We start from the raw sequence: 25,007 nt of genomic DNA, 5'->3' as shown, positions 1-25,007 counted from the left end.
GGTCAGGACGCGGGCTGGAGCAGGTCCCAGCGGTTTCCGTACAGGTCCTGGAAGACGGCGACGGAACCGTACGGCTCGTGGCGCGGCTCCTCCAGGAACGTCACGCCCGCGGCGAGCATGCGGGCGTGGTCGCGGGCGAAGTCGTCGGTGTGGAGAAAGAACCCGACACGGCCACCGGTCTGGTCGCCGACCCGGGCACCTTGATCCGCACCCTTGGCACGGGCGAGCAGCAGACCGGTCCCGGAACCGTCCACCCCGGGCGGCGTCACGACGACCCAGCGGGAGCCGTCGGGGCGAGCCGCGTCCTCGACGAGACGGAAGCCGAGGGCTTCGGTGTAGAAGCGGATCGCCTCGTCGTAGTCGTCGACGACGAGGGTGACCAGGGCGATACAGCTCATCGGGGGTCTCCGTGCGGGTTCCGGTCGGTGGGACTGACGTGGGATTGACGTGGGATTGACGGGTGAGGTTATACGTAAAACTTCCCTCGCGCCAGTCGGATTCGGAGGGGGTTGAGGAGGGGGTGCGGCGGCGGGGCTCTCGGGGTGTCGGGGAGGTGCGGGCGGCTGAGCGAATGAGCAGGTCAGCGGGGTGCTGGTGGCTGGTGGGATATCGCGTGGGTTTGGAGGGCGAGGTGGGGGTTTGGAGGGCTCGGTGGGCGCGCGGGGCGGATACGCGGGGTCTGCGGAGGGCGGCGGACACCCGGTGGGCACGGTCCGCCCGGCAGGGGCGTGGAGCAGATGCGCGGGGTCCGCGGAGGGCAGCGGATACCCGGTGGGCACCGCCCGCCCGGCAGGGGCGTGCGGCGGATGCGCGGGGTCCGCGGAGGGCGGCGGACACCCGGTGGGCACGGTCCGCCCGGCAGGGGCGTGGGGCGGATGCGCGGGGTCGGCGTGGCGTGGCGGATACCGGCCGGGGTCGGTTGCCTAGGCCCCGGCTCCCGAGATCGGCGACCCGAGCAGCTGTACCGATGCTCGTAGACTCGTGGCGTGGCATTCACGAGCACCGCGCACTGCTTCCTGTAGCCGGAAGGCGTTGAGGGCGAGGCCGGACGGCGTCGCCCTCCTTGGTGTGTCTGCCGCGTGAACCGCGTTTCCGGCGCTGCCCGTTCCTGCTTGAGGCAGCGACGTTCCGAGCGCGCGCACAGGCACGGCCCCTTCCCTTCGCCCTTGCCTGGAGTGCCTCGTGCCTACGCCGTTTCCCCCTGCCCTCGATCTCTCCCTCGACCTGCTGCGCTGCCCGACGTGCCGCACTCGCGGCCTGCACCGCGACCGCGGCGCGCTGCGGTGTCCGGTGGGCCACACCTTCGACATCGCCCGCCACGGTTACGCGAGCCTGTTGACGGGTGCCCGTGCCACCAGCGGCGACGACGCGGCCATGGCTCAGGCCCGCGAACGGTTCCTGTCGACCGACGCGTACGCGCCCATCCGTAAAGCAGTTGCCCGGCTGGCGGCCGACTCCGCGCCTGAGCAGGCCACGGTTGTGGACGTCGGGTGCGGCACGGGCTACTACCTGGCCGGCGTACTCGATCAGTTGCCCGGCGCCCGTGGTCTGGGGCTGGACACGTCGGTGCGTGCGTTGCGCTCGGCGGCGCGTGCCCATGAGCGGGCCGCCGCGGTGGCCTGGGACGTCTTCCGCCCCCTCCCGCTGGCCGACGGAGTGGCCGACATCGTGTTGAACGTGTTCGCCCCGCGCAACCCGGGCGAGTTCCACCGAGTACTGCGCCCGACCGGCCGGTTGATCGTGGTCCGACCGACCAGGCGGCACCTGGCCGAACTGCGCGGCCGCGTGTCGGCGATGGTCACGATCGACCCGGCCAAGGAGCAACGCCTGCACCGGGCGCTGGATCCCCGCTTCGAGGCCGCCGTCACCGAACAGGTCGAGTACACCGCGCCTTTGACCGGGCAGGAGGCCCTCGACCTGCTCGGGATGACGCCGAGCGCACGCCACTTGAGCCGTGCGGACCTGAACGATGCCGACCCCTTGCCCGACCACGTCACCGTCTCCGTGCTGGCCACGGCCTACCGGCCTCGGTGCCCACAAGCAGGCGCGTGAGCCTGTTGATCCCTGGAGAGATCGGCCACGCGAGACGTTCCGGCCCTGACGGGCAACGCAGAAACTCCTCCGCGCCCGTCATTGTCAGTGGCCCCGCCTACGGTTCTGGGTGGGCGTGCGACGCGTGAGGGCGCATCCCGCCGGAGGGGAGATCACACGTGGGCGATATTCCGATGCGCGAGTCAGGAGACGTACGAACGGCCTGGGGTCGGATCACCGCCTGGCTTGAGCGGAACGACCCTGAAGCATTCGCTGCGCTCGGCGGCCCGGGCAGCGAGACAGCCATGGGCGAAGCCGAACTGCTCATGGGTCTGGAGCTGCCAGGGGAGATGCGGCAATGGCTGCTGACGAACGACCTCGACGCCGGCAGACAACCCGACGGTCGATCGTGTCTGGTGGCGCTGGGGTGCGAGACAGTCCTCCCCAGCGGCCATCTCCTTCTGGGACTGACAGACATCCAACGGGTCTACCTCAGCCGGATGGGCATGGAGGAGATGCAGCCGTCCGCGGACCCCGACCATCCGTTCTGGCGTCGTGAGTGGGTGCCTGTCGCCGCGGAGCGCGACGGTCTCTACGGAACGTTCCTGGACACGCTCAGCGGGACCGTCGGAACGTGGGCTGAAGCGCACGGTCCCGAGGAGGGCGTATACGCCTCGCTGTTCGCTTTCCTCCAAGAGACAGCGGACCAGCTGGAAGTGGTCTCCTCGGGAGACTGGAGAGGCCCCGGCAGGTCTGCGGGCCTCCGTAAGCTCGATCCCCGTCCGGAGGACGAGCCGATACGCCTCTGGGCGCGCGCCAACGGCTATCTCGTAAACGATCGTGGCCGCATCCCTGGGACCATCCGCGGGGCCTACGAGGCATCACGAAGGCTTCATTCTTCGCCGGACCTCACGCCTCCCCGGATTCCAGCAGGTCCCGCAGCACCCGCTCGTCATCAGGACTGAGCTGAGCGACGAACCGGGCGAGCACCGTCTCCCGATCCCCGTCCCGGTCGAGCTCGGTGTGCATCCGCCGCGCGGTGAGCCCCTGCGCATCCTGCACCGGGAAGTACGCGTATCCCCGCCCCTGCCGCCGCCGCTCCACGACGCCCTTGTCGTGCAGCCGGGTCAGGATCGTCGTCACCGTGGTGCGGGCCAGGCCCGTGTCGAGGCTCAACTGGACCTCCCCTGGAGTCTGCGGGTCGCCGGCGGCCCAGAGGGCGGCCATGACGGTGGCCTCCAGCTCACCCGCCGGTCGGCGTTCGTCCTTCTCGTCGGCCATGGGAACGATCCTCACCCCGTCTTCGTCTACAGTTCAGTAGACCGTCTACAGAATTGTAGTCACTCGGGTGCCGTCTCGTCACCGCGCCCGTGTGCCCGTTTCCGCCCGCCCATTATGGAAGGACCGTCGACGATGACCGCAGGGCTTCACTCACTCATCCCCTCGCGCGTTTCGACGAGCTTCCACGCGATACCGGCGCTCCGTCTCCGCCCAGGCCCTACGACGGAAGAGCGCCACGATGTGTCCCCACTCCTCCGGAATCCCCACCAGGTTTCCCTCCGTACCCCGCCTGCTCGCCCTGCTCCGCCGCCATCTGGGCCGGGCCGTCGCCGTGACGTACCTCGCCGCGGCGGTGCTGCCAGGACCCGGCCTGTGGCTCCGGCACCCGCACGTGACGGGCATCGCCGAACTGCCCCTGCGCACACCCCAGTTACTCCTGGCGCTCGTCCTGTTCGGCGCCGGCCTCCAGGTCCCGCTGCGTGAACTGCGGCTGCTGCTACGGCGCCCCGCCGCCCTGCTCGCGGGCCTCGCGCTGCACATCCTGGTGCCGCTGCTGATCGTCCCCGGGGTGGCCCTCGCGCTGCGGCTGTCGCCGGACCACGACGGCGGCAGCGGGATGATCGCCGCGATGATCCTCGTCGTCGCCATGCCGGTGGCCTCCGGGGCGACGGTGTGGACCGCGAAGGGGGACGGCGACCAGCCCACGGCCGTCGGCCTGGTGCTCGCCTCCACCCTGGTCAGCCCGCTCACCGTCCCGCTCACCCTGGCCGTCCTGTGCCCGCTGCTCCAGGGCGACTACGCGGGCAGACTCGCCGTGGCCGCCCATTCGGCCGGGGACGCCTTCGCCCTCACCTCGGTCGTCCTGCCCTGCGCGGCGGGCATCCTGTGCCGGCTCGCACTTCCCCGACGCGCACGGGACGGACTCATCGGCGTGGCCGTGCCCGCGGCGCTCCCGGGTTCGCTGCTGCTGACGTACGTCAACGCCAGTGGGGTGCTCGGCCCCTTCCTGCGCCATCCGCGCCCGGTCCTCCTGCTGGCCGCGCTCGGCGTCGCCGCGACGGTGTGCGGGCTGTCCTTCACCCTGGGTCGGGTGGCCGCGCGGGCCCTGCGCCTCGACGCCCGGGCCGGTGCCTCGGTGACGCTGGCCTGCGGAATGAACAACAGCAGCGCGAGCGCGGTACTGATCACGACGACCCTGCCCGACCGCCCGCACATCCTGCTGCCGGTGCTGGCGTACGGGCTGTTGCAGAAGGTGGCCGCAGGACGGGTGGTCCGCATAGGACAGGAAACGACCCCGGCACCGGCCCGCGCGCGATAGCCGGATCGAGGAGCCGAAGCGCCCGCCGGACCCGGCCGTGGCAGGCTGGAGATCACGACGGGTCCCGTCCCGCCGACGCCACCCCCAACCGAGCACCGCCGTACAGGAGTTGCGCCCCATGTCCTCCGAGCTGCCGAAGTCGACCGGCGCCCCGGCCCATCAGAACGTCACCTTCCCCAGCGCCGGGGGCACCGCCCACGGCTATCTCGCGCTGCCGCCGTCCGGGAGCGGACCGGGCGTGATCGTCATCCAGGAGTGGTGGGGCCTGACCGACCACATCGCCGACGTGGCCGACCGGCTCGCCCAGGAGGGCTTCGTCACGTTCGCCCCCGACCTCTACGGCGGGAACGTGGCGCACGAGAGCGACGAGGCCCTGCGGATGATGCTGGCCCTCCCGGTCGCCCGCGGTGTCGAACTGCTCTCCGGCGCGGTCGACCACCTGCTGTCCCTGCCCGAGGTCACCTCGGACACGGTCGGCGCGGTCGGCTTCTGCATGGGCGGCGGCTTCGTCCTGTACCTCGCCGCGGCCGACCCCCGGGTCAGCGCGGCGGTGCCGTTCTACGGCGTGATCCAGGGCGAACTCCCCGACTTCTCCGGCCTGAAGGCACACATCCAGGGCCACTACGGCGAGTTGGACGAGAGCATCCCGGTGGCGGGCCTCGAAGCCCTGAGCAAGCACATCCAGGAGCAGTCCGGCATCACCCCGGACCTGCGTCTCTACCCGGCGAACCACGCCTTCTTCAACGACGGCCGCCCGGTCTACGACGCCGACTCCGCCACCCGCGCCTGGGCGAGCACGGTCCCGTTCCTGCACGAGCAGTTGGGCTGACACCTCGACGTCCCGGACGCCCTCGGGCCGAGGTCCTACGCCCTTGGCCCGAGGTGCCGCGCGGGCGGCGCCGGTAGCGTCCCGGGCATGACGATCACCGTGCCGCCCCGCGGCCCCGAAGAACGCAGGCGTGACGTACTGGCCCGGCTGGAGCGGGAGTCGGACATCTGGGTGGCCTCGGCGGACGCCGACGGGCTGCCCTGTCTGGTGCCGCTGTGGTTCCTCTGGGACGGGCGGTCCGTGTGGCTGTCCACCCGGACCACGAACCCCACGGGCCGCAATCTCGGCGCCGGGCGGCGGACCCGGCTCGCCTTCGCGGACACCCGGGACGTCGTGCTCATCGACGGCGAGGCGACGGCCTTCACCGCCCAGGACGTCCCGGCCGCCGCGCTCGAGGCCTTCCACGCGAAGTACGGCTGGGATCCCCGCGAGGACCGCGCGCCCTATTCGTTCTTCCGGGTACGGGCCGTCGCCGTCCAGGCGTGGCACGAGGTGCGCGAGCTGCCCCAGCGCCACATCATGCGGGACGGAACCTGGGTGGCCTGAGCCCCGCCGACCGTCAACCGGCCTTCCGGTGCAGCTCGTTGAGCCGGGCCAGCTCGTCCTCCGTGAGCCGGATCGCGCCGGTGGCCACGTTCTCGGTGAGGTGGTCGGGGTTGCCCGTGCCGGGGATCGCGAGGACGTGCGGACCCTGGGCGAGGGACCAGGCGAGGCGGATCTGGGCGGGGCTGACGTCGTGGGCGTTCGCGATGGCCAGTACCTCGTCGTCGTGGGCGGTGGTGGCGCCCTGCGGCCCGGCCTCGCCCGCGATGGCGAAGAACGGGACGAAGGCGATGCCCTGTTCCCCGCAGATCCGCAGCATCTCGTCGGTGTCGGGGCTGGACGAGTCGAGCCCGAACCGGTTCTGCACACTGACCACCGGCGCGATCGCCTGCGCCTCGGCCAGGTGTCGCGGCTCGACGTCGGAGATCGCGAGGTGCCGGACCAGTCCCTCCTCACGGAGTTCGGCGAGGGCCCCGAAGTGCTCGGCGATCGAGTCCTGTCGCATCCGGCGCAGGTAGACGACGTCGAGGTGGTCGCGCCCCAACTGCCGCAGGTTCTCCTCGACATGGCCGCGCAGATCGTCGGGACGGGCCGAAGTGCCCCAGTCCCCCGAGTAGTTGCGGAAGGGACCGACCTTCGTGGCGATCACCAGGTCGTCGGCATAGGGCGCGAGCGCGGAGTTGATGAGTTCGTTCGCGGACCGCAGGGACGAGAAGTAGAAGGCTGCCGTGTCGATGTGGTTCACACCCAGCTCGATCGCCCTGCGCAGCACGGCGATCGACCGGTCGCGGTCGCTCGGGGTCCCGAGGTGGAAGGCTGCGCTGCCCGTCAGCCGCATCGCGCCGAAGCCGATGCGGTTGACGGACAGGTCGCCGAGTTGCCAGGTGCCCGCGGCGGCCGCGGTGATCTTCTCAGAGGTCATCAGCGGAGTTTCGCACACGCCCGCCGAAGGGCCGACCGCACTTTACGGATACGTGTAGCCGTTCAGGGAGTTGACCGCCGAGGCCGGGTCACCGAGGTCATAGCGGTCCACCGCAAGGAAGTTGGGCTTCTTGCGGGCGGCCGGCTGGCAGAACCGCTGGGCCCGGTCGAGGACCTTGGTGTTGTCGGTCTGCGCCGTCCCGGCGATGGTCGCGTCGCGGAAGTGGTTCATGACGAACAGCGGGCGGAACCCCGCATACGTCTGCGTCAGCGGGACGTTGAGGTCGCTGCCGTACCAGCGGCTGTAGCAGGACCAGTCGGAGGAACTCGCGCCGGAACCCATCGACCAGTAGTTCTCGACGGTCCAGTCGCGCTGGTACATCACGCCGAAGCTGTCCCGGGTCAGTCCCGCGGACTCGTCGGAGGCTCGGCTGTGGTCGGTGAAGATCAGCAGGCGGTGGTTGGCGGCGATCAGGTCGGCCATCTTCGGCCAGCCGTTCTGCCGTACGCCGGTCTGGTCGGGGCGGTACAGCACGTCGTACAGGCCGTTGACGCGGGCGAGTTCGCTGCGCAGGACGCCCGGGTCGACGTAGTCCTCCAGGAAGACGGTGACGAACTGGTCGGGGTGCGCCTTGAGGAAGTCGACCATGCGCTGGAGGTCGACGTTCAGGGCGACCGGGCTGCTGACCAGGGTGCAGCTGTCGTGACAGAGGATCGCGCCGTCGGAGGTCTGGTGGATGTCCAGCATGAACCCCCGTACGCCGTCGGAGAGTTGCTGGTTGATGCCGCGCGACTGGTTCGGGAAGAAGTTCACGAAGGGCGGGGCGAAACCGCCGTCCACACCGTTGGCGTAGGCGTTGTGCGCGGTGAGGAACGTGACCTGGTCCAGGGTGCGTTGGTCCTGGGCGGGCATCGGGTTGGTGGGCGAGGTGATCGGCGTGAGGTACCAGGAGGCGAGGCCGCCGGAGGAGCCGATGGCCAGCTGGGCCGGGTAGTTGGCGCCGGAGGGCTTGGCGCCGACGGTCAAGTAGCTTTCCGCGCCCGGGACTTTGAGTGTGTACTGGTCGCCGCCGGTCGGGGTGATCTGCCAGGCCGCGTCGGCGCTCGTGCAGGCGACGGTCCTCGCCTGGCCGCCCGAGCGGCCCAGGCAGTTGCCGGCCGTGTCGGTGCTCTCCAGGACGTACGACGATCCACTCGTCCGGAGGTTCCACTGCTGGTGGTCCTCGTTGCCCTTGGGGTTGTGCTGCTCCACCGCTCCCCCCTTGTCCGCCGCGTTGAGCCCGGTCGTGGCGCTCTGGACGTAGTAGGTGCCGGCGGCCGGGACCGCGTCGGCGGCTCCGGCCGGTGGAGCGACGACCGCCGCCGACAGCGCGGCGGCGACGGCGAGCAGGGCGTGGGGGGTTCGCATGGGTGCCCTTCGGTTCGAGTGTGGTCAGGCTCATGACACCGAAAAGGTGATCGGCCACACCCAAGCGCCTGTGGTCTGAACCAGTCAAGAGGCGTGACCGGTCGGCGGAGTGAACGGCGCGGGACGAGTCACGGTCGGCGTGATTTCCTCAACTCCCGCCAGGCCAGGTGGTGATCGAGGAGGGTCTCCTCCAACGGCCGGTAGTCGATGCCGAGTTCCTTCACGCCGCGCCGGTTGTCGACCGGGAAGCTGATCCCGAGGTGCTTGCGGATGTAGTCCTGGGTGAGCCCGAACGCCGGGCCGAGGACCCGAACCGGCCAGTGCGGCAGGCCGTGTCGGGGCAGCCGGTAGTCGCGCGGAAGGTGTTCCCGCAGGGCGCGTGACATGTCGAGGAAGGAGGCCATCCGGGCGGCCGCGACGATGTAACGGCCGTGTGCGTCAGGGTTTTCCGCCGCCGCGATGTGCGCGCTCGCGACGTCCCGCACATCGGCGACGGTGAAGCTGAAGTCGGGTGCCCCGTAGAAGAAATAGCCCTTGAACAGCTCGTCGAGGAGGAACAGGCTGCCGGAGTCGGAGGCCGGGGTGAGTGAAGGGCCCAGGATCAGGCCGGGGTTGACGGAGACCATGCGCCAGCGGTTCTGCGCCTGCTGCGCGTCCCAGGCGGCGCGTTCGGCGATCGTCTTGGCGTAGTGGTAGGGGTTGTTCTCGACCGTGCTGGTGGTGTTGAAGTAGTCCTCGGAGAGGATTCCGTCCTTCATGTTCAGTACGTCGACATAGTCGCCGAAGATCGCGCCGACCGTCGAGGTGAACACCAACTTCTCGACGGTGGGCGTGCGTTCGATGCCGCGAGGACGTTCCGGGTGCCGGCGAGCGCGGGTTCGACGACGTCCTTCTGACCGTCCTTGATCTTCTCCGGCATCAGGAACGGCGAGGCCACGTGGAACACCACCCGGCAGCCGTCCATCGCCGCGTCGAAGGAACCCTCCGCCAGCAGATCGGCCTCGAACAGCTCCAGCGCGCCCGGGAATTGGGCCCCCATGGCCCGCAGCGGCGCGGCCTTCGCCTCGTTGCCGAGGGAGCGCACGGTGGTGTGCACCCGGCAGCCGCGCTCCAGCAACTGCCGGACCAGATGGCTGCCGACGAATCCGCTCCCGCCGGTCACCAACACCGTCTCGCCGCCGACACTCATCCCTGGCTCCGATCACCGTGGCATCCAGCGCGCACGCTACAGCGGTGATCGGTCCCGGGTCAGCGCTTCGGTCGCTACGACTCTCAACTCCCGGCCCCTGTATAGGCGGCCGTGGTCCGGTCGGCCGCCTCGCGGGCCGCCGATTCGTCCTCGCCGCTCGCCACGTTCGCGGCGAACCACGCCTCACTGCTCGCCGTGACGAAACGGCGGCCCTCCTCGGACGCCAGCCAGGCCATCGCGTCCTCGGGCTTCACGGGGGTCGTGCCCGACAGGTTGCCGTCGAGCCCCAGCAGGATCGAGTCCCAGCCGACGCCCACCGCGCCGGGGCCGAACTCGGCCCATTTCGTGTCGTCGACGTGGGCGATGTGCTCCAACTCGAAGCGCGTTCCGTCGCCCTCGGGCGTCAACCGCAGCTCGATCCAGCTGACTTCGCCGCCGAACTCCCAGGTCGCGAAGAAGCTGTTGGGCGGGTCGCAGCGCTCGACGGTGCCGCCCGCGTTGCCCTGGAGCTGGTACTTCCCGCCCAGCCGCAGTTCGCCGGTGACGGGCAGGAACCAGCGCGGGATGCGCTCGGGGTTGGTGCAGGCGTCCCAGACGTCGTCGACCGGTGCGCCGTAGGACTGGCCGATGGTGATCACGCGGGCCTCGCCGGCCTTGAAGTCGCGTCGGCCGACCGTGCGGCTCACGGAGTTGATCTGGTGGGTGACGTCGATCATGGGGTGCTCCTCGACTCGTCGGGGCTGTCGTCGTCGGCCTCGCGCAGCCGGCGTTCGCGCTTGCCCCGGGCCAACTCGGTGGCCAGGGCGTCCAGATGAGGGGTCCAGTAGTGGCGGAACCGGTCGAGCCAGGCGTCGATGTCCCGCAGCGGCTCGGAGTTGACCGCGTAGAGGCGCCGGGTGCCGTCCGGCCGTACCGTCGCAAAACCGTTCTCCCGCAGCACCTTCAGATGCTGGGAGACCGCGGGCTGCGTTATCCCGAACTCCCGCCGGACGGCGTCACCGACCGTGCCGGCAGGCTGCTCGCCCTCGGCGAGCAGCTCCAGGATGCGGCGGCGCACGGGGTCTCCGAGCACATCAAAGGCGTGCATGCGGCAAAAGTATCACCGGTCGCTTATATAAGCGACCGGTGATAGAGGAGCGAGCCGGTCAGGCGAGCGGCTTCTCCAGCAGGGCCTTGCGGTGGCTGAACGTCTCGATGGAGTAGCGGCCGTGGTAGTTGCCCATGCCGCTCTCGCCGACACCGCCGAAGGGCAGGTCGGAGACGGTGAGGTGGGCGAGCGGGAGGCCGTAGCCGATAGCGCCGGAGGAGGTCTCGGCGGCGATCCGGGCGCGGGTGTCGTCCGAGTCCGTGAAGACGTACAGGGCGAGGGGCTTGTCGCGGTCGGTGATGAACGCGATCGCCGCGTCGAGGTCGGGGACGGTGACGATCGGCAGGATCGGGCCGAAGATCTCCTCCGCCATGACGGGCGCCTTCGGGTCCACATCGGCGAGGACGGTCGGCGCGATGTACTTGTCGCCGCGGTCGCTGCGGCCGCCGACCACCACCCGGCCGGAGTCGAGCAGTCCGGCGAGCCGGTCGAAGTGCCGCTCATTGACGATCCGGCCGTACTCGCCGGAGGTCTGCGGGTCGGCGCCGTAGACCTTCTCGACGGCGCTCACCAGCAGGGGTTCGAGCGCGGCGGCGGTCTCCGGGTCGGTCAGGACGTAGTCCGGGGCGACACAGGTCTGGCCGGCGTTGAGGAACTTGCCGCGCGCCAACCGGTCGGCGACAACGGCGAGATCGGCGTCACGGTCGACGAACGCCGGGGATTTGCCGCCGAGTTCGAGGGCGACCGGGGTCAAGTGCTCGGCGGCGGCGCGCAGGACGATGCGGCCGACGGCGCCGTTGCCGGTGTAGAAGATGTGGTCGAAGTGCTCGGCGAGCAGGGCCGTGGTCTCGGGGATGCCGCCCTCGACGACGGCGACCGCGTCGGTGTCGAGGTAGGCGGGCAGCAGCCGGGCGATGGCGGCGGAGGTGGCCGGGGCCATCTCGCTGGGCTTGACGACCACCGCGTCACCGGAGGCGAGCGCGCCGACGACCGGGGTCAGCAGGAGCTGGAGCGGGTAGTTCCAGGGGGCGATCACGAGGACGACGCCGAGCGGGTCGTACTGCGTCCAGGCGGTCGCGTCCGTGCCGAGGTGGGCCGGTACGGGGGCGGACTCGGGGCGCAGCCACTCCTCAAGGTGGTCGAGGGTGTGGTCGATCTCGCGGACCGTGAAGCCGATCTCGGTGCGCTGGGACTCGGCCGCGCTCTTGCCGAGGTCGGCGTGGAGGGCGGCGGCGAGGTCGTCGCCGTGCTCGGTGAGCAGGTCGCGCAGGCGGCGCAGCTGGGTGGTGCGCCACTCGACGGGCTTGGTGCGGCCGGTGCGGAAGGTGGCGCGCAGCCGGGCCACGATGTCGGCGGGCTGCTCGGGGCTGGACTGGTTCACGGTGCCTCGCTGCTGGTGCGTGGGGATTCTCGACGGTCAGGTGTATATAGCAACCATTCATACACCGGGAAAAATTCCGGTGCGGCCATCGTCACCCTCCGCCTCCCGGCTGTCACATGCGGACGAGTTCCCGTCGGCGGCGTTCCAGGTACCCACGCTCGGCCACGCTCTCGGTCCGGGCGATGGCCGCCTCGTACTCCTCGACGGCCTCGGTGTCGCGGCCCAGCCGGCGCAGCAGGTCGGCGCGCACGGCGTGCAGGACATGGTATTCGCCGAGGTCCAGGGCGTCCACGAGGTCGAGGGCCTTGCGTGGACCGTCGACCTCGGCGACGGCGACGGCCCGGTTCAGGGCGACGACCGGGCTCGGGGCGACGGCCATCAGCTGGTCGTACAGCTGGAGGATCTGCCCCCAGTCGGTCGCGTCCGCGGTCGGTGCGTCACTGTGTACGGCGTTGATCGCGGCCTGGATCTGGTACGGCCCGGGGTTGTTCAGCCGCAGGCACCGCCGGACGAGTGACTGGCCGTCGGCGATCAGCTCGCCGTCCCACCACTCGCGGTCCTGCTCGGGCAGCGGCACCAGCTCACCGTCCGCGCCCTCCCGGGCCGCCCGGCGCGACTCGATGAGCAGCATCAGCGCGAGCAGGCCGGTGACCTCGGGCTCGTCCGGCATGAGTTCCGAGAGGAGGCAGCCGAGGCGCAGGGCTTCCGCGCACAGTTCGGGCGAGTCCGTGTAGCCCTCGTTGAAGATCAGGTAGACGACGGCCAGGACGCCCTTCAGCCGGTCGGGGAGGTCGGCGTCGCGGGGCACGCGGTACGGGATCCTGGCGTCGCGGATCTTGGCCTTGGCGCGGACGAGCCGTTGGGCCATCGTCGGTTCGGGCACCAGGAAGGCGCGGGCGATCCGGGCGGTGGTGAGCCCGCCGAGCAGCCGCAGGGTGAGCGCGACCTGGGCCTGGGTGCCGAGCGCGGGGTGGCAGCAGGTGAAGATCAGGCGGAGCCGGTCGTCGCGCACGGGTCCCTCCTCGGCGGGCGCGTCGGACGCGTACAGCAGGGCGGCCTCGCTGTGCCGGGCCTCTCTCGACGACTCACGGCGCAGCCGGTCGATCGCGCGGTTGCGGGCGGTCGTGATGATCCACCCGGCCGGGCTCGGCGGCACACCGGCCTCCGGCCACTTCCGCACGGCCGTGGTGAAGGCGTCCTGGACCGCTTCCTCGGCGAGGTCGATGTCGCCGAGGAAGCGCACCAGGACCGAGACCGCCCGCCCGTACTCGGCACGGAAGACGGCCTCGATGTCGGTGTCGAACGGCATCAGTCCTCGGCCGTGTTCATGAAGGGCCGCACCTCGACGGGCAGCGTGGTGGCCCAGGTCGCCCGCTTCCCCCATTCCAGGGCCGCGTCCAGATCGGCCGCCTTGATCAGGCAGAGCCCGCCCAGATACTCCTTGCCCTCGGCGTACGGCCCGTCGGTGATCAGCACGTCACCGTCCTTGGGCCGCAGCACGGTCGCGGTCTCCGGCCCGTGCAGTCCCCCGGCGAAGACCCAGGCACCGGCGGCCTGTAGCTCGTCGTGGAAGATCTCCAGCTTGCGGCCGATCTCCGCCAACTCCTCGGCCGAGGGCATCTGTCCGTCGGTCGGGGTGATCACACTGAGCAGGTAGTGCGGCATGACGTCCTCCAGGGCGCAGGGGGTTCTCTCACCTCCTACACGAACGCCATACTCCCGGATCGACACCTCGCCCCAGAAGACCGGCAAGTTTTTCCGGGAGGCAAAAGGTGCATGCTAAAGTTTTAAGATGGTTGGTCATATTGCCGTAAAGGGGTCTTCCTGATGGCCAGAAAGAGCGTGCGCGAGGAGATCGTCAACGCGGCGGTCGAGCGGTTCCACACGCACGGGTTCAACGCGGCGGGCGTCAAGGACATCACCGACAGCGCGGGGGTCCCGAAGGGATCGTTCTACAACCACTTCGTGAGCAAGGAAGCGCTGGCCGTGGTGGCGCTGGAGCGCTACGGCGAGAGCCGCCGGCTTCCGGAACTCACCGACGCGTCGGTCGATCCCCTGCTGCGCCTGCGGCAGCACTTCGAATTCCTCCGTGACGAGAACACCGTCCGGGACTACTCGCGCGGTTGCCTCATCGGCGGCTTCGGCACGGAGATGGCCGACCACAGCGACGTGATCCGCGAGGCGGTGCGCGTCAGCCTGGAGCTCTGGGCGCAGGCCCTCGCGGCTCCGATCGCCCAGGCGCAGAAGTCGGGCCAGGTCAAGACGGGCACCGACGCGAAGACGCTCGCCCGGTTCATCCTCAACGCCTGGGAGGGGACGCTCATCTCCGCCCGCTCCGAGCATTCCGAAGACTCCTACGAGATCTTCTTCGACACAGTGTTCGGCACACTCCTCGCCTGACCACATGGGGCGCTTCTACGGTCCCCCGACCCGTGGACGCGACCATCGAGCCCCCTGCCGCTGACGGCCGGGGGCTCGACGGTGTGGTGCACCGGATGTCATTCGAGCGTGATCTTGTCGAGGTCGATGGTGACCAGCAGCAGATCCAGGTTGGGCGTTCCGTCCTCGTTGAGGGCGTAGACCCGCCGCTTGGTCGGGACCTTGATCCCGTCGAACTCCCGGTATTCCGAGGGGTAATGGGCGGCCGGGCCGCCCGCGACGACCTCGGCGTCGTAGTCGTGCCGCTTGAACAGACCGTCGTCGCCGATGTGGAAGGTCTGTTCCTTGGAGTGGGTCGCGATGCTGTCGGGGAACGTGACCTTCAGCCGCCGCCACGTCTGCCCGTCCTCCTGCCAGGGTGTCAGCTCCTCGGTCGTGAAGCCGGGCAGGACGAAGGAGAAGGGCGCGGTCAGATACGTCCACATGGCATAGCCGGCGAAGTACGCCAACTGGAGTTCGTCCCAAGGGGTTTCGAGGACGTGCCCGGCGAAGGAGTCACGCGGGTCGTCCCGTTCGGCCAGGACCTCACCCGCGTCGGTCTCGATCGCGACGCGCTCGGGGGTGAGGGCGGTACGCCGGCCCGCCTCCCCGATCGGGTAGTGGCTCGCGAACTGGCTGTGCAGGTCCACGCGGACATGGGCATCGGCGAGGACACCTTCCTGACCCTTGAGTCCCCACAGGGGTCCGCCGTTGCGGAGGTGCGCGGTGAGGGAGGTGAACCCGTTCCACCGGTCGAGGCCACCGTGCGCGGCGATGGTCAGATCCCTGAGGCTGTTGTTCTCATTCACGGTCAGACCGCCATATTCAGAACGATACGGAAACGGGCTTCGCCGGACATCATGCGCTCGTACGCCTGGGGCGCCTGGGCGAGCGGCAGGACTTCGGTCATCGGGCGGACATCCCGGGCCTCGGCGAACCGCAGGCTGTCCTCGTTGTCGATGGAGCTGCCGGTCAGGCTTCCGGCGATCGTGCGGGTGCCGAAGATCAGGTCGGTGGTCTGCACCTCGATCGGGTCGAGGGCGGCACCGACGACCACCATGCGGCCGCGTGGCGCCAGTCCGGAGACGAGCGGTGACATCGAGGCACCGCTCGCGGCGGTCGCGACGACCGCGGCCGCACCGCCCAACTCCCGCAACCGCGCGCCGACGTCCTCGGCGGAGCTGTCGATGTAGTGGTCGGCGCCGAGCCGCTTGGCCAACTCCGCCTTCCCCGCGCCCCGGGCGATCGCGGCGACGCGGAACCCGAGCTTGTCGGCGTACTGCACGCCCAGGTGCCCGAGGCCGCCGATGCCCTGCACGGCCACCAGCGCGCCCGGGACGTGGTCGATCTGCCGGAGCGCGCTGAACACCGTCAGTCCCGCGCAGAGCAGCGGCGCCGCGTCGATCGGGCCGATCCCCTCGGGGATCCGGACCAGACCGCTGGCCCTGGCGATCATCGACTCCGCGTAGCCGCCGTCGACGTCACTGCCCGTCTGCGGTTGATCCGCGCAGTTGACGAAGTCCCCGCGTCGGCAGAAGTCGCACACTCCGCAGTGGCCGCCCAGGTATCCCACGCCCACCCGCTCGCCGACCCGCCATGTCGTCACTCCGGGACCGACCGCGTCGATCACGCCGACGACCTCGTGTCCGGGGACCACCGGCGAGGACGGGTCGGGCCGCATCCCCTCGACGGCGATCACGTCGGAGTGGCAGACCCCGCACGCCTCGACCCGAAGGCGCACATGCCCCAGCGGCGGCTCCTGCACCTCCCTCTCCACCAGCTCGAACTTCCGCGCCCCTGTGACCTCGAACGCTCGGTATGTGGACATGGCACTCCCTTGTGATCCCGGGCTCAATATGACCGGTCGTCTTAGCTCCACAATGACGGGTCCTCCAGGGGTCGTCAAGTCGACCGAGAACTCCGCGATCTCCACCGTCCGGTCGTCGATGGACGACCTCTCGGTGTGCGTCCGGCCCACCGCTCCACAGCGGAGAGCGAGGGCACGCGGACCTCGACTCAGCTACCGATCAAGGGAGTTGAACCCGATGAAGGTGCGGCCGGTGAACGCGAGTTGATCAACGCGGGAGGGGCTTCTTCACTCCGCCAGGACGGCGGACGGCTCTCCATCGAGCGCCGCTGTGAGCCGCGCGAGCAACCGCACCAGGTCCCCCTGATCGTCGATCGCGTCCAGGAGCCGCGTCTGGTCGGCCAGCAGGCGGTGGGCCGCGCGCTGGTGAAGGGCGCGGCCGCGCGCGGTGAGGTGGAGCAGGACGCGGCGGCGGTCGGAGTGGTCGGGGCGGCGGTGGACGAGGTTGTCGGCGACCATCCGGTCGACCAGTTTGGTGAGGCTCGGCGCCGGCATCAGGACCTGGTCGGCGATCTCGGTCATCGGGTGGCCCTTGCCGTCGGCGATGACCGAGAGGACGCGCCACTGCTCGACCGGACAGTTCTCCTCGGCCAGGACGGCGGTCATACGCAGGCCCAGCCGCCGCTCGGCGTGACTCAGCAGGTGGGCGAGGGCCGGCGACGGTACGGACGACATTGCCGCTGTCCTTCCGGTAGGTCTACTGTGCGGTTCAGATTACGAGCCTCCGCGAGGGCGCCGGGGCCGGGACCGGTTTCCGTGCCCTCACGCCCTCACGGAGGTGGTCTGGTGCATCCCCTGCCACCCGGGCGGATCAGCGGCCCGGTCAAGACCTTGGTCGTGGCACTGGTCGTACCCCTGCAAGGTCCGGCGGGTGTCTTCGGCCCGTCCTGCGAACTGGCCGCACAGCTCGCCGTGGAGGAACTCAACGCCAGCGGTGGTGTGTTGGGCCGCGAGGTCCGGCTGATCGTCGTGGACGGCGGCGCGCCGGCGGAGCAAGTGGCCGCCGAGGTAGAGATGTTGGTGTCGATGCGCGCGGTCGACGCGGTGGTCGGCTGGCACACCTCGGCGGTCCGCAAGGCGCTGGTGCCGCGCGTCGCGGGCCGGGTGCCGTACGTCTACACCGCGCAGTACGAGGGCGGTGAGCGCACGCCCGGGGTGTTCCTGACCGGTGAGACCGACGCGGCCCAACTCAGGCCCGCCATGCGGCTGTTGGCGGAGGAGACCGGTGTACGGCGCTGGTGCACGGTGGGCAACGACTATGTGTGGCCGAGGGTGACCGCCCGGGCCGCGCGCCGCTACGCCCGGGACTGCGGCGGCCGGGTGCGCGACGAGGTGTTCGTGCCGCTGGGGACGTACGAGTTCGGGCCGGTGCTGCGCCGGATCGAGCGGTGCGAGGCGGACGCCGTCCTGATGCTGCTGATCGGCGACGACGCGGCGCGCTTCAACCGGGCGTTCGCCGCGCGCGGGTTGCACCAGCGGTGTCTGCGGCTGAGTACGCACATGGACGAGAACATCCTGCTGTCCACCGGCGCGGAGGCCACCGAGGGACTGTGGGCGGCGGCCGGCTACTTCGAGACCCTGGCGACCACCGAAAGCCTTGATTTCAGCGGGCGTTACGCGGCCCGCTTCGGCGTGGAGGCACCCGTCGTGGGCAGCCTCGGCGAGTCGTGTTTCGAAGGCGTACGGCTGCTCGCGGCCCTGGCCGAGCGGGTGCGGTCGCTCGACGTGGGCGCCATGTGCGCGGTGGACGGCACCGTCTCGTACGAGGGCCCGCGAGGCGTACTGCGTCTGCACGGCAATCACCTCCGCCAACGGCTGTACCTGGCGCGGGCGGACGCCTTCGACTTCGACATCGTCGCCCAACTCTGACCTTCCCACCTGCTCCGACCGAGAGTACCTTGCCCCAGAAATAGTTTCCACAGGAAGCATCGATTAAATCTACGCGCGTCACCAAAAGAATTTTGAAAGCCCTTCCATTTAAAGCAGGCGAAACGGTCGGGAAACAATTCGGCGTGACTCTTCCGTCCAACTCCCCCGGGCCGTCCGGGAGATGACCCACACCCGTGGAAGAGGGAAGTGTCGTGACGGAGATCGTCGACAAAGAGGCGCCGGCAACGGCTGCCGGACGGACCTACAACGACTGGGCGAAGAACGACACGCTGGAGGACTACTCGCTGCGCTACGCGCCGAAGTCCTTCCGCCGCTGGACGCCGTACGTGGTGGCCACCACCGCTCTCGGCGGTATCGCGTACCTCGCCGACTTCGCCATCGGCGGTTCCATCGCGATCTCGAACGGCTTCTCCAGCGCCATGGTGGCGATCCTGGCGGCGGCGGTGACGATCTTCCTCACCGGCATCCCGATCTCGTACTACTCGGCCAAGTACTCCATCGACATGGACCTGTTGACCCGGGGCGCCGGCTTCGGCTACCTCGGCTCGACCCTGACATCGGTCATCTACGCCAGCTTCACCTTCATCTTCTTCGCCCTAGAGGGCTCGATCATGGCGCAGGCGCTGGACCTGGGCCTCCACATCCCGCTCGCCGTCGGCTACTTGATCTGCTCGCTGATCATCCTGCCGCTGGTGATCTACGGCATGACCGCGCTCTCCAAGATGCAGGTGTGGACCCAGCCGGTGTGGCTGGTGCTGATGGTCGCGCCGTTCGTGTCCATCGCGATCCAGGAGCCCGGCAAGTTCTCGCAGTTCACGCACTTCGCGGGCAACTCCCCCACCGGTTCCAGCATCAGCATGCTCGGCGTCGGCGCGGGCGCCGGTGTGGCACTGTCCCTCATCGCGCAGATCGGTGAGCAGGTCGACTACCTGCGCTTCATGCCCGACAAGACCCCCGAGAACGCCAAGAAGTGGTGGGGCGCGGTGCTCTCGGCGGGCCCCGGCTGGGTCGTCCTCGGCGCGGCGAAGCAGATGGGCGGCGCCTTCCTCGCCTTCTACATCGCCGGCAGCGTGGGCCTGGCCAAGGCCAACGAGCCCATCCAGCAGTACGTGCACGGCTTCAAGACCTTCGCCGCTCCGGTAGCCCTCGGGCTGGCGACGTTCTTCGTGATCCTCTCCCAGGTGAAGATCAACTCGACGAACGCGTACTCCGGTTCGCTGTCCTGGTCGAACTTCTTCTCCCGTCTGACACACCGTCACCCGGGCCGCGTGGTCTATATCTTCCTCAACGTCGGCATCGCCCTGGCCCTGATGGAGGGCGGCGTCTTCGGCTTCCTCAACACGGTGCTCGGCTTCTACTCCAACGTGGCGATCGCCTGGATCGGCGCGGTCGTCGCCGACCTGGTCATCAACAAACCGCTCAAACTCAGCCCGTCCTACATCGAGTTCAAGCGCGCCCACCTGTACAACTTCAACCCGGTCGGCTTCGGCTCGATGCTCATCGCGTCGGCGGTCTCCATCGCCGCGTACTTCAACGCGTTCGGCGACTACGCCAAGGCCTACTCCCCCTTCATCGCCCTGTTCCTGGCGATGGTCCTCTCGCCCCTGTTCGCGTACCTCACCAAGGGCAAGTACTACATCGCCCGCCTCGACGACCTGGCGGAGCCGCTGCTCGACGCGGACGGACTTCCCTCGGCCGTCATCCTCAACTGCACTGTCTGCACAACGGACTTCGAACGCCCCGACGTGGCGAACTGCCCCTTCCACTCCGGCCCGATCTGCTCCCTGTGCTGCAGCCTGGAGAAGGACTGCCACGACTCCTGCAAAAGCGCTCCCGGCGCCACGGGCCCGGTCGACCTGGCGATGCCCGCCGTACGCTCGGCGGACTGACCCCCGCGTTTCCAACCCTCCGGCCCGTGTCCCACGCGACACGGGCCGGAGCGTCGCGCGTGGCCGCCCGCCCGATCGGCAGAATCTCCCGCATGACCTCCCACTCCCTCGTCACCCGCGCCCGCCGACTCGCGGACGACCTCCTCGCCCCGCACGCCGAACAGGTCGACCAGGAGGGCGTCCCGGCGAGCCACATCGAGGCGGTCAAACGGTCCGGCCTGCTGGGCGTGAGCGCCCCCGTGGCCTACGGCGGCTCGGCGGCGCCGGCCGCGGTGGCGCGGGAGACGGCGGAGATCCTGGCCGGGGCGTGCTGCTCGACGTGGTTCGTGCAGACACAGCACCACACGCCGGTCATGACCTTGGCGAAGAGTGAACTCCCGGTGCGGGAGCGCCTGTTGGGCCCGCTCGCGCGAGGTGAGCTGCTGTCCGGGGTGGCGTACGCGCACCTGCGGGCGTATCCCCGGATCCCGGTGCGGGTGACACGGGAGCGGGGTGGCCGGCGGTTCTACGGGACGGTGCCCTGGTACACGGGCTGGGGCCTGAACGACGTGATGCTGCTCGCGGGGGTGACGGACGCGGACGAGGCATTGTTCGCGTTCACGGAGGCGCGGGAACAGAAGGGGCTACGGCCGTCCGCCCCGATGCGGCTGGCCGCACTCACCGCGTCCCGCACGGTGTCGCTGGAGCTGGACGGCCTGTGGCTGCCGGAGGACGCGGTCGCGCTGCGCGCGCCGTACGCGGACTGGGCGAAGACCGACCGCCCCAAACCGACGAACGCGTCACCGGCGGTCTTCGGCATCGCGGAGGCAGCCCTCGCGCTGCTGGACGACGAGCAGGCGGGTCCGATCCGCACCCGCCTGGACGACGTGCGCAAGCAGGCCTACGCCCTGGCCGACCACCCCGTTCCGCACGAGCACCTGGAGGAACGGCTGGCGCTCAGGACACAGGCGTACGAGGTGCTCATGACGGCGACCACGGCCGCCGTGGTCGCCGGAGGCGGCAGATCGCTGTCCTTGACGAGCAGGGCTCAACTCCTCGCACGGGAAGCCCTGTTCCTCCTGGTTCAGGGCCAGACGGCGGAGTCGAGACGGGCCCACTTGAAGGCACTGGCCGACTCTGCCGCCTGAGACGAACGGCGCCCGGTCTTCACGGGGTGTGTCGTGACCGGCCGTAATTCGCTTGACCTGGCCTCGGGGCGACGCTGCACTGTGGCGGGACACCACGGGTGGTGGTGCCGGTATCCGGGGAGGCAGCGGCAGCGATGGAGATCCGTCCCACGACCGACGAGGATCTTGACGTCTTCGTCGACACGGTCCATGCCGCGTTCGGGCTCTTCCCTGAAACCCCGGTCGAAGGTGGCGGGCTGTGGTGGTCGGCGCTCGAAATGGACCGCTGTCTGCTCGCCCTGACCGCGGACGGGCGGCCCGTCGGCACCGCGGCCACGTACCCCTTCGAACTCACCCTGCCCGGTGGGACCCTCGTCCCGGCCCCCGGGGTGACCGCCGTCGGCGTCCTGCCCTCGCACCGGCGCCAGGGCGTGCTCAGCGCGATGATGCGGCATCAGCTCACCGAACTGCGGGCCCGCGGAGAGGTCCTCTCCGTGCTGCTGGCCTCCGAGGCCACGATCTACGGCAGGTTCGGCTACGGACCGGCGACCTACACGGCACGGCTGACGGTGCCGCGCCACAAGGCCGCCCGCGCCGTTCCCCGGGCGCACGGAACGGCCGACGCACCGGCGACCGGCCAGGACAACGGCTCGGTCGAAGTACTGCGTCGCGCCGAGTGCGGCGAGATCCTCGAAGAGGTCTACGACGGGTACCGCCGCGCCCAGCCCGGCGCCCTGTCCCGGCCGCACCGCTGGTGGGCCCTGCGCGCGGGTCAGCCCCCGATCTCGCCGGCACCGCGTTACGTGGCCGTCCACCGGAACACCGACGGCGTCCCAGACGGGTACGCCGGCTACTCGATCGGTGAGGGCAAGACCCTGACGGTCGACGAGACCATCGCCACCGACGACGCCGTCTTCACTGCCCTGGCCCGGTTCGTACTCGAACACGACCTGGTCTCTCAGGTCGTGTTCAAACACGTCCCGCCCCAGCACCCGCTGCGCTGGCAGCTCGCGGACTTCCGCGCCGGCGAGGTGGGCGGCGACACGGACTGGCTCTGGGTACGGCTGCTGGACGTCCCGCGCGCGCTGACCGCGCGCGGCTGGTTCGCGGACGGCGAACTCGTCCTCGCCGTCGACGACCCGTTCCTGGACGACCACGGCCGCTACCTGCTGACCGTCCGCGACGGCAAGGCCGACTGCGTGCCGACGGGCCGGGAGCCCGACCTGTCCCTGGACGTGTGCGATCTGGGCTCGGTCTACCTCGGCGGCACCGCCCCGAGCACGCTCGTGCGGGCCGGCCACATCCGGGCCCACCGCCCGGGTGCGGCCGCACTGGCCGACGCCCTCTTCCGCGCCGACCGCTCCCCGCACTGCCTGCACTGGTTCTGACCACGCGCCCGCCGAATCTCACAACGGCGTTCAAACGGCGCGGAGTTGAACCGCTGCCGCGAGCAGCCACGCTCACCCGGCACCCGTCAACTGGCGAACGGTACCTGTGCCTCAGAAGCCTTCTGCTCACCGACAGGGTGCTGCCACACCCCCTCCGCCGCCAGCCTCGGCAGCACGCCCTCCCCGAACCAGTACGCCTCCTCCAGGTGCGGATACCCGGACAGCACGAACTCCTCGATGCCGAGGGCCGCGTACTCCTTGATCCGCTCGGCGACCTCCTCGTGGCTGCCGACCAGCGCCGTGCCCGCCCCACCCCGGACGAGCCCGATACCGGCCCACAGGTTGGGATGGATCTCCAGCCCGTCCCGGCTCCCACCGTGCAGCGCGAGCATCCGCTGCTGCCCCTCTGACTCGCTCCGGGCGAGCCCGGCCTGTACGGACTGCACGGTCTCGGAGTCGAACCCTTCGAGCAGCCGGTTCGCCTCGGCCCACGCCTCCGCGGACGTGTCACGCGTGATGACGTGCAGCCGGATGCCGAAGCGAAGCGTCCGCCCCTCCTTGGCCGCCAGCCCCCTGATCCAGGCGATCTTCTCGGCGACCTGGGCCGGCGGCTCGCCCCAAGTGAGGTACACGTCCACGTACTTGGCGGCGATCTCCCCCGCGATCGGCGACGATCCACCGAAGTACACCTCGGGCACGGGATCGGGCAGCCGCGCCAACTTCGCGTCCTCGACGCGCAGATGCTCACCGGCCACGTCGACGGTCTTGCCGTCCCACAACTGCCGTACGATCTCCAGGAATTCGCCGGTACGGCGGTACCGGTCGTCCTTGTCGAGGAAGTCACCGTAGGCCCGCTGCTCGTGGCTCTCGCCGCCGGTGACGACGTTGAGGAGCAGGCGTCCACCGGTCTGCCGCTGGAACGTGGACGCCATCTGCGCGGCGAGCGTCGGTGAGACGAAGCCGGGGCGGAAGGCGACCAGGAACTTCAGGCGTTCGGTGTTCTGGCTGACCATCGCGGTGGTGAGCCAGGCGTCCTCGCACCAGGCGCCGGTGGGGGTGAGGGCGCCCACGAAGCCGAGGTCCTCCGCCGCGCGGGCGATCTGGCTCAGGTAGGCGACCGTCGGCGGCCGGTCCCGGCCGGAGGCGGTGGCGGGGGTGCCGTGACCGCCGCCCACGACATGGCGGCTGTCCCCGTTGGTGGGGAGGAACCAGTGGAAGGTGAGGGACACGTGGGGGCTCCTGTCTGGACTGTCCTGCGAGTGGGTCAGAGAAGGCCGTGGCGGGGTGGCCTGGTGCCGTTCAGCACGTAGCGGCCGATGTGCTGGATCTTCCAGCGCGCCGGGTCGTGCAGGGTGTGCGTGCGGGCGTCGCGCCAATGCCGGTGCAGATTGAGCGAGTTGAGCGCCGAGCGGGTACCCGCCACCTCGAACAGCGCGCCCGCCACCTCGACGGCGGTCTGTGCCGCGTGCACCTTGGCCGCGGCGACCGCGATGGAGGCCTCCGCCGCCGAGTCGTCGTCGAGGTTGGTGCGCGCCGCGTCCACGGCCTTGGCCGCCTGGATCAGCAGGGCCTCGGACGCCCTTACCTGGATGGCGAGTTCACCGAACCGCTGGATCAGCAGCGGGTCCTCGGCGGCGGTCTCGACCCCGCTCTCGAACCAGGGGCGGCTCTTCGTCCGGACGAACTCGGCGGCCTCGGCCAGCGCTCCCCCGGCGATCCCTGCGTCGATGGCCGCGTGCAGCAACTGGGCCACCGCGCCGTGGAGTTGGGGTCCCTCAAAGGTGAGGTGATGCGGCAGGACACGGTCGGCGGGTACGGCGACCGCCTCCAGACGGACCGTGCCACTGGCCGTCGTACGCTGGCCCATCCCGTCCCAGTCGTCGACGACCGTGACGCCCTCGGCGTCGCTCGGGACGTACGCGACATGGAGGTTGCCGTCCTCGGTGCGGGCGAGGACGGGGATCCAGTCGGCGAAGAGGGCGCCGGTGGAGTAGTGCTTGACCCCGGTCAAAGTGTACGAGCCGTCCGGCTGTCGTGTCAGTCGGGTGCGGATGTCCTGGACGTGTTTGGTGCCGGCTTCGGACTGGGCGTTGCCGAAGCGGCGGCCCCCCAGCAGTTCGGCGAAGAAGAACTTCCGCTGGTCCGGGGTGCCTTGACGGCAGATCACATTGACGTAGGCGAAGTGGCTCTGCGGGATCTGGGCGAGGCTGCCGTCGGCCGAGCCGAGCAGGCGGAAGATCTCGGCGAGCGTCTCCGCGCTGACGTCGGCGCCGCCGTGTTCGGCGGGCACGGTGACGGCGAGCAGTCCGGCGTCGGACAGGCGGTCCAACTCGGCGCGTGGGAGCCTGCGTTCGGTGTCGCGCGCCGAGGCCCCGGCCCGGAACTCGTCGGCGAGCGCGGCGGCGAGGGCGAGTGCCTCGGCGTCGTCCGCGATCACGTGGGCGGTCGCACGGTCGGTCAC

24 protein-coding genes and 1 pseudogene are annotated in these 25,007 nt (G+C 70.1%); 10 read left to right on the top strand and 15 right to left on the bottom strand.

Annotation, left to right across the window (positions count from 1 at the left end; all coding sequences use genetic code 11):
* Positions 1 to 2: 2 nt before the first annotated feature.
* Entirely contained in the window at positions 3 to 398 is a 396-nt protein-coding gene (locus OG194_RS44150; protein WP_327406345.1) for a VOC family protein, read from the bottom strand.
* Between the two features lie 784 nt (positions 399 to 1,182).
* Between OG194_RS44150 and OG194_RS44145 the strand changes: the two genes are divergently transcribed.
* Together OG194_RS44145 and OG194_RS44140 are read left to right on the top strand one after the other, a co-directional pair.
* Entirely contained in the window at positions 1,183 to 2,052 is an 870-nt protein-coding gene (locus OG194_RS44145) for a putative RNA methyltransferase (RefSeq protein WP_327406344.1), read from the top strand.
* 158 nt (positions 2,053 to 2,210) lie between these two features.
* On the top strand, positions 2,211 to 2,996 hold the full coding sequence (locus tag OG194_RS44140) for an Lsr2 family DNA-binding protein (RefSeq protein ID WP_327406343.1): 786 nt from the start codon (positions 2,211 to 2,213) through the stop codon (positions 2,994 to 2,996).
* On the opposite strand, the gene OG194_RS44135 is transcribed toward OG194_RS44140, so the two are convergent.
* On the bottom strand, positions 2,941 to 3,312 hold the full coding sequence (locus tag OG194_RS44135) for a BlaI/MecI/CopY family transcriptional regulator (protein ID WP_019057139.1): 372 nt from the start codon (positions 3,310 to 3,312) through the stop codon (positions 2,941 to 2,943). The two genes, OG194_RS44140 and OG194_RS44135, sit on opposite strands and share 56 nt — an antisense overlap.
* A 238-nt stretch (positions 3,313 to 3,550) precedes the next feature.
* Here OG194_RS44135 and OG194_RS44130 point away from each other — a divergent pair, with 238 nt between their 5' ends.
* The 3 genes from OG194_RS44130 (at position 3,551) to OG194_RS44120 (ending at position 6,005) form a co-directional block, all read left to right on the top strand.
* Positions 3,551 to 4,630 carry a bile acid:sodium symporter gene (locus tag OG194_RS44130; protein ID WP_327406342.1) on the top strand — a complete coding sequence of 360 codons (1,080 nt, stop codon included), beginning with the start codon at positions 3,551 to 3,553 and terminating at the stop codon, positions 4,628 to 4,630.
* A 118-nt stretch (positions 4,631 to 4,748) separates the two neighbouring features.
* Positions 4,749 to 5,459 (top strand): dienelactone hydrolase family protein, encoded by a 711-nt coding sequence (locus OG194_RS44125; RefSeq protein WP_327406341.1) that lies wholly within the window; start codon positions 4,749 to 4,751, stop codon positions 5,457 to 5,459.
* 87 nt (positions 5,460 to 5,546) lie between these two features.
* Positions 5,547 to 6,005, top strand: a complete 459-nt coding sequence (locus tag OG194_RS44120) for a pyridoxamine 5'-phosphate oxidase family protein (protein ID WP_327406340.1) — start codon at positions 5,547 to 5,549, stop codon at positions 6,003 to 6,005.
* A gap of 13 nt (positions 6,006 to 6,018) precedes the next feature.
* Here OG194_RS44120 and OG194_RS44115 read toward each other — a convergent pair whose 3' ends face one another.
* From OG194_RS44115 to OG194_RS44080, 8 genes and pseudogenes are all read right to left on the bottom strand, one after another.
* Entirely contained in the window at positions 6,019 to 6,924 is a 906-nt protein-coding gene (locus OG194_RS44115) for an aldo/keto reductase (protein ID WP_327406339.1), read from the bottom strand.
* A 42-nt stretch (positions 6,925 to 6,966) separates the two neighbouring features.
* Positions 6,967 to 8,331, bottom strand: a complete 1,365-nt coding sequence (locus tag OG194_RS44110; RefSeq protein WP_327406338.1) for an RICIN domain-containing protein — start codon at positions 8,329 to 8,331, stop codon at positions 6,967 to 6,969.
* A gap of 128 nt (positions 8,332 to 8,459) precedes the next feature.
* Positions 8,460 to 9,520: pseudogene (locus OG194_RS44105) on the bottom strand (NAD-dependent epimerase/dehydratase family protein).
* Between the two features lie 83 nt (positions 9,521 to 9,603).
* Positions 9,604 to 10,236 (bottom strand): SRPBCC family protein, encoded by a 633-nt coding sequence (locus OG194_RS44100; RefSeq protein ID WP_327406337.1) that lies wholly within the window; start codon positions 10,234 to 10,236, stop codon positions 9,604 to 9,606.
* Complete coding sequence (locus tag OG194_RS44095; RefSeq protein WP_327406336.1) at positions 10,233 to 10,607, bottom strand: ArsR/SmtB family transcription factor; 375 nt, start codon at positions 10,605 to 10,607, stop codon at positions 10,233 to 10,235. Before OG194_RS44095 ends, OG194_RS44100 begins: the two co-directional genes overlap by 4 nt.
* Before the next feature lie 58 nt (positions 10,608 to 10,665).
* Entirely contained in the window at positions 10,666 to 12,015 is a 1,350-nt protein-coding gene (locus tag OG194_RS44090; RefSeq protein ID WP_327407402.1) for an aldehyde dehydrogenase family protein, read from the bottom strand.
* A gap of 85 nt (positions 12,016 to 12,100) precedes the next feature.
* Positions 12,101 to 13,297 carry an RNA polymerase sigma factor gene (locus OG194_RS44085; RefSeq protein ID WP_327406335.1) on the bottom strand — a complete coding sequence of 399 codons (1,197 nt, stop codon included), beginning with the start codon at positions 13,295 to 13,297 and terminating at the stop codon, positions 12,101 to 12,103.
* Positions 13,297 to 13,653 carry a YciI family protein gene (locus tag OG194_RS44080; protein ID WP_327406334.1) on the bottom strand — a complete coding sequence of 119 codons (357 nt, stop codon included), beginning with the start codon at positions 13,651 to 13,653 and terminating at the stop codon, positions 13,297 to 13,299. Before OG194_RS44080 ends, OG194_RS44085 begins: the two co-directional genes overlap by 1 nt.
* A 162-nt stretch (positions 13,654 to 13,815) precedes the next feature.
* Between OG194_RS44080 and OG194_RS44075 the strand changes: the two genes are divergently transcribed.
* Positions 13,816 to 14,388 carry a TetR/AcrR family transcriptional regulator gene (locus OG194_RS44075; RefSeq protein WP_327406333.1) on the top strand — a complete coding sequence of 191 codons (573 nt, stop codon included), beginning with the start codon at positions 13,816 to 13,818 and terminating at the stop codon, positions 14,386 to 14,388.
* A 98-nt stretch (positions 14,389 to 14,486) separates the two neighbouring features.
* On the opposite strand, the gene OG194_RS44070 is transcribed toward OG194_RS44075, so the two are convergent.
* The 3 genes from OG194_RS44070 to OG194_RS44060 form a co-directional block, all read right to left on the bottom strand.
* Positions 14,487 to 15,215, bottom strand: a complete 729-nt coding sequence (locus OG194_RS44070) for a hypothetical protein (RefSeq protein WP_327406332.1) — start codon at positions 15,213 to 15,215, stop codon at positions 14,487 to 14,489.
* 2 nt (positions 15,216 to 15,217) lie between these two features.
* Positions 15,218 to 16,234 carry an alcohol dehydrogenase catalytic domain-containing protein gene (locus OG194_RS44065; protein ID WP_327406331.1) on the bottom strand — a complete coding sequence of 339 codons (1,017 nt, stop codon included), beginning with the start codon at positions 16,232 to 16,234 and terminating at the stop codon, positions 15,218 to 15,220.
* A 267-nt stretch (positions 16,235 to 16,501) separates the two neighbouring features.
* Positions 16,502 to 16,948, bottom strand: coding sequence for a MarR family winged helix-turn-helix transcriptional regulator (locus OG194_RS44060; RefSeq protein ID WP_327406330.1), 447 nt, complete (start codon positions 16,946 to 16,948; stop codon positions 16,502 to 16,504).
* 111 nt (positions 16,949 to 17,059) lie between these two features.
* On the opposite strand from OG194_RS44060, the gene OG194_RS44055 reads away from it, so the two are divergent.
* From OG194_RS44055 to OG194_RS44040, 4 genes are all read left to right on the top strand, one after another.
* Complete coding sequence (locus OG194_RS44055) at positions 17,060 to 18,142, top strand: substrate-binding domain-containing protein (RefSeq protein ID WP_327406329.1); 1,083 nt, start codon at positions 17,060 to 17,062, stop codon at positions 18,140 to 18,142.
* A 212-nt stretch (positions 18,143 to 18,354) separates the two neighbouring features.
* Positions 18,355 to 20,052: a purine-cytosine permease family protein gene (locus tag OG194_RS44050; RefSeq protein ID WP_327406328.1), complete on the top strand. Its 1,698-nt coding sequence runs from the start codon at positions 18,355 to 18,357 to the stop codon at positions 20,050 to 20,052.
* 92 nt (positions 20,053 to 20,144) lie between these two features.
* Positions 20,145 to 21,179: an acyl-CoA dehydrogenase family protein gene (locus tag OG194_RS44045; RefSeq protein WP_327406327.1), complete on the top strand. Its 1,035-nt coding sequence runs from the start codon at positions 20,145 to 20,147 to the stop codon at positions 21,177 to 21,179.
* 134 nt (positions 21,180 to 21,313) lie between these two features.
* Positions 21,314 to 22,546, top strand: a complete 1,233-nt coding sequence (locus OG194_RS44040) for a GNAT family N-acetyltransferase (protein WP_327406326.1) — start codon at positions 21,314 to 21,316, stop codon at positions 22,544 to 22,546.
* 86 nt (positions 22,547 to 22,632) lie between these two features.
* Here the strand turns inward: OG194_RS44040 and OG194_RS44035 are convergent, their stop codons facing one another.
* Together OG194_RS44035 and OG194_RS44030 are read right to left on the bottom strand one after the other, a co-directional pair.
* Positions 22,633 to 23,775, bottom strand: coding sequence for an LLM class flavin-dependent oxidoreductase (locus tag OG194_RS44035; RefSeq protein ID WP_327406325.1), 1,143 nt, complete (start codon positions 23,773 to 23,775; stop codon positions 22,633 to 22,635).
* A 35-nt stretch (positions 23,776 to 23,810) separates the two neighbouring features.
* A complete protein-coding gene (locus OG194_RS44030) occupies positions 23,811 to 25,007 on the bottom strand; it encodes an SfnB family sulfur acquisition oxidoreductase (protein WP_327406324.1) in 1,197 nt (398 codons plus the stop codon).

The sequence above is a fragment of the Streptomyces sp. NBC_01288 genome, from assembly GCF_035982055.1.
GTDB lineage: Bacteria > Actinomycetota > Actinomycetes > Streptomycetales > Streptomycetaceae > Streptomyces.
Note: the sequence above shows the minus strand (reverse complement) of the source record. Positions and strands in the feature narration are given on the sequence as shown.

Excerpts from the sequence above, each read along its gene's own strand:
- OG194_RS44150 (WP_327406345.1), bottom strand. The coding sequence starts at position 398 with ATGAGCTGTATCGCCCTGGTCACCCTCGTCGTCGACGACTACGACGAG.
- OG194_RS44135 (WP_019057139.1), bottom strand. The coding sequence starts at position 3,312 with ATGGCCGACGAGAAGGACGAACGCCGACCGGCGGGTGAGCTGGAGGCC.
- OG194_RS44130 (WP_327406342.1), top strand. The coding sequence starts at position 3,551 with ATGTGTCCCCACTCCTCCGGAATCCCCACCAGGTTTCCCTCCGTACCC.
- OG194_RS44125 (WP_327406341.1), top strand. The coding sequence starts at position 4,749 with ATGTCCTCCGAGCTGCCGAAGTCGACCGGCGCCCCGGCCCATCAGAAC.
- OG194_RS44120 (WP_327406340.1), top strand. The coding sequence starts at position 5,547 with ATGACGATCACCGTGCCGCCCCGCGGCCCCGAAGAACGCAGGCGTGAC.
- OG194_RS44115 (WP_327406339.1), bottom strand. The coding sequence starts at position 6,924 with ATGACCTCTGAGAAGATCACCGCGGCCGCCGCGGGCACCTGGCAACTC.
- OG194_RS44110 (WP_327406338.1), bottom strand. The coding sequence starts at position 8,331 with ATGCGAACCCCCCACGCCCTGCTCGCCGTCGCCGCCGCGCTGTCGGCG.
- OG194_RS44100 (WP_327406337.1), bottom strand. The coding sequence starts at position 10,236 with ATGATCGACGTCACCCACCAGATCAACTCCGTGAGCCGCACGGTCGGC.
- OG194_RS44095 (WP_327406336.1), bottom strand. The coding sequence starts at position 10,607 with ATGCACGCCTTTGATGTGCTCGGAGACCCCGTGCGCCGCCGCATCCTG.
- OG194_RS44085 (WP_327406335.1), bottom strand. The coding sequence starts at position 13,297 with ATGCCGTTCGACACCGACATCGAGGCCGTCTTCCGTGCCGAGTACGGG.
- OG194_RS44080 (WP_327406334.1), bottom strand. The coding sequence starts at position 13,653 with ATGCCGCACTACCTGCTCAGTGTGATCACCCCGACCGACGGACAGATG.
- OG194_RS44075 (WP_327406333.1), top strand. The coding sequence starts at position 13,816 with ATGGCCAGAAAGAGCGTGCGCGAGGAGATCGTCAACGCGGCGGTCGAG.
- OG194_RS44065 (WP_327406331.1), bottom strand. The coding sequence starts at position 16,234 with ATGTCCACATACCGAGCGTTCGAGGTCACAGGGGCGCGGAAGTTCGAG.
- OG194_RS44060 (WP_327406330.1), bottom strand. The coding sequence starts at position 16,948 with ATGTCGTCCGTACCGTCGCCGGCCCTCGCCCACCTGCTGAGTCACGCC.
- OG194_RS44045 (WP_327406327.1), top strand. The coding sequence starts at position 20,145 with ATGACCTCCCACTCCCTCGTCACCCGCGCCCGCCGACTCGCGGACGAC.
- OG194_RS44040 (WP_327406326.1), top strand. The coding sequence starts at position 21,314 with ATGGAGATCCGTCCCACGACCGACGAGGATCTTGACGTCTTCGTCGAC.